This is a genomic window from Roseateles sp. P5_B10 (genome assembly GCF_056400485.1).
This window is the reverse complement of the sequence record NZ_JBFULE010000700.1, coordinates 1-2,762: the sequence shown is the minus strand read 5'-3', so window position 1 is coordinate 2,762 and position 2,762 is coordinate 1. Positions and strand designations below refer to the sequence as shown.

The window sequence follows — 2,762 nt, the reverse complement described above, 5'->3', positions numbered from 1 at the left end:
GCGCAGGTCGGCGTGCGCTTCGAGCTGCAGCTGCCGGGTGGCACGGTGACGCTGCCGAGCACGCCGGTCGACATTCCCAATGGCGCCTATTTCATCTGGCCCATCAACCTCGAGCTCGACGGCGTGATGCTGCGCCACGCGACGGCCCAGCCGGTCACGCGCCTCGACGCGGGCGCCCAGGGCATCGTCCATGTGTTCGCAACGACGGCCGGCGTCCCCGCAGAGTTCGCGCTGCCCGACGGCATCAGGACGCTGAAGCCGGACGCGAACCAGCTGCAGCGCATCGGCAGCCGCGACGGCCGCGCCGTCAGCGTGCTGCTGCTGGCGCCGGAACAGGTGGAGCAGTTGAACGTGCTGGAGATTGCCGGGCAGCGCCGGCTCGTTTTCAGCGAGCAGCAGGCCTGGGTGGCGGACGGCAAGCTGCAACTGCGCGGCATCGGCCCGCAGCCGCTTCGCRCCGCCGTCTTCCCTGCCCTGCCCGGGCCGCGTGCGGTCGGCCTGAAGGTCGGTCAGAACGGCCTGCTGCAACGCCTGGAGCTGGCGGGCGACAACGCCCAGCCGACGCTGCAGATCAGCCCCACCCGCCCGGCCCGGGCCGTGCCACCCGTGTTGAAGGGTGGCCTGGCCAAGGCGGCCGTGCAGCCTATTCCCGAGGCATTTGCCGCGGCGGCGACCTGGTCACTGAAGCTGCCCCAGCCGCTGGCGCCGAACGCGGAAGACGTGCTGCTGGAACTGGACTTCGTCGGCGACATCGGCCGCGTCTTCGCCGGCAGCCGGATGCTGGACGACTGGTACTACAACGGCCAGCGCTGGCAGATCGGCCTGCGCCAGTTCGCGCTGCAGCCGGGTGCCGAATTGCAGCTCAGCGTGCTGCCGCTGCGCGGCGATGCGCCGGTCTACATCGACGCGGCCCATCGGCCCGCCTTCGCCGCCGGCCAGACGCAGGTCGCCGAATTGCGCGGCGCCCGGCTGCTGACGGTCAGGCGTGCAGCGATCGCGCCCTGAGCGATCGATATTCCGAATCTGGATAGTTAAGCCCGGACATTCGATTTGTGCCGAATGGAACCGCTCCGTAACCTGGACTTCTGATGACATTGAACGGCGACCTTGAACTGACCTTGCCACAGGGCGCCCTTCTTGGTGAGGGCCTGCTCTGGCATGGCGGCCGCTGGTGGTGGACGGACATCGAGGCGGCGACCCTGTTTGCCTGGCAGCCGGGCGCGGCGGGACCACTGTCATGTCGCCTACCGGATCGCCTGGGCAGCTTCGCCCATTGCCGCTCGGGCCGCGTGTTGCTGGGCCTGGCCAAGCGCCTGGCTCTCGCGACGCTGGGCGACAACCTGGATCTTGGCCAGCTGCAGACCGCTGCCCCGGTCGACGCCGCCGAGCCGCGCACGCGCATCAACGACGGGCGCACCGACCGGCGCGGCAACTTCGTCTTCGGCACGATGAACGAGGCCCAGGAGCGCCGGCCCAAGTCCACGATCGCCAGCTTCTACCAATACTCCATGGCCCACGGCCTGCGCCGCCTGGCCTTGCCGGCGGTGGCGATTGCCAACAGCGTCTGCTTCAGCCTGGACGGCCGCACGATGTACTTCTGCGACACGCTCTCCCAGCGCATCCAGCAGTGCGATTACGACGCCGACACGGCCCAGGTCGACAACGTCCGCCTGTTCACGGCGATGGACCAGGACGACGCCTGGCCCGATGGCTCGGTCGTCGATGCCGAGGGCTGCCTGTGGAACGCCCAATGGGGCGCTGGCCGTGTAGCACGCTACGACCCCGAGGGCCGGCTGATGGGCGTGTTGCGCGCCCCGGCCGCTCACACCAGTTGCCCCGCCATCGGCGGTGAAGGCATGGACCAGCTGATGCTCACCACCGCCCGCACGGAGCTGAGCCGCGACGCTCTCGCCGCCCAGCCGCTGTCCGGCAGCCTGTTCGGCTTGCGCCTGCCCACGGCGCTGGGTGTGCCTGACGCCCYGTTTGAAGACTGACGGAAGACTAGGAGACAACAATGAAGATGCAACGACGCGCCGCACTGGCACTGGCCCTGCTTGCCACCCCCTTCGCGCTGCAAGCGGCCGAACCGGTCAAGATCGGCTTCCTCGTCAAGCAGGCCGAAGAGCCCTGGTTCCAGGACGAATGGCGCTATGCCGAGCAGGCCGCCAAGGACAAGGGCTTCACCCTCGTGAAGATCGGCATCCCCAACGGCGAAAAGATGATGGCCGCCATTGACAACCTGGCGGCACAGAAGGCCGTCGGCTTCGTCATCTGCGCGCCTGATGTGAAGCTCGGCGCGGCCGTCAACCGCGCCGCCAAGCGCCACAACCTCAAGGTCATGTCGGTGGACGACCAACTCGTCGACGGCGCCGGCAAGCCCATCGCCGAAATCCCCCACATGGGTATCTCGGGCTACGAGATCGGCAAGCAGGTCGGCCAGGGGCTGCTGGCCGAGATGAAGGCACGCGGCTGGAAGCTCGACGAGGTGGGCGTGCTGCGCGTGGCCTTCGACCAGTTGCCCACGGCGCGGGATCGCACCATGGGCGCGGTGGATGCGCTGAAGGCTGCCGGCGTGCCGGTCGCCAATGTGGTCGACGCGCCCCAGGCCAAGACCGACACGGAGAGCGCCTTCAACGCCGCCAACATCGCCTTCACGAAGAACGCCAAGTTCAAGAAGTGGGTGGCCTTCGGCCTGAACGACGAAGCGGCCTTGGGCGCCGTGCGCGCCGCGGAAGGCCGTGGCATCAAGCAGGACGCGATGC

At 68.7% G+C, this 2,762-nt stretch carries 2 protein-coding genes and 1 pseudogene; all 3 read left to right on the top strand.

What is annotated here, in order from left to right; translation table 11 throughout:
- A pseudogene (locus AC1DU6_RS26205) lies at window positions 1-1,005 on the top strand (beta-galactosidase); the annotation flags it as partial.
- Window positions 1,006-1,088: 83 nt separating this feature from the next.
- The gene (locus AC1DU6_RS26200) at window positions 1,089-1,994 is read left to right on the top strand and encodes an SMP-30/gluconolactonase/LRE family protein (RefSeq protein ID WP_477860697.1); all 906 of its coding nucleotides are present in this window, start codon (window positions 1,089-1,091) and stop codon (window positions 1,992-1,994) included.
- 26 nt (window positions 1,995-2,020) lie between these two features.
- Window positions 2,021-2,762, top strand: a 742-nt coding sequence (locus tag AC1DU6_RS26195) for a substrate-binding domain-containing protein (protein WP_477860699.1), incomplete at its 3' end; no start/stop codon positions are given.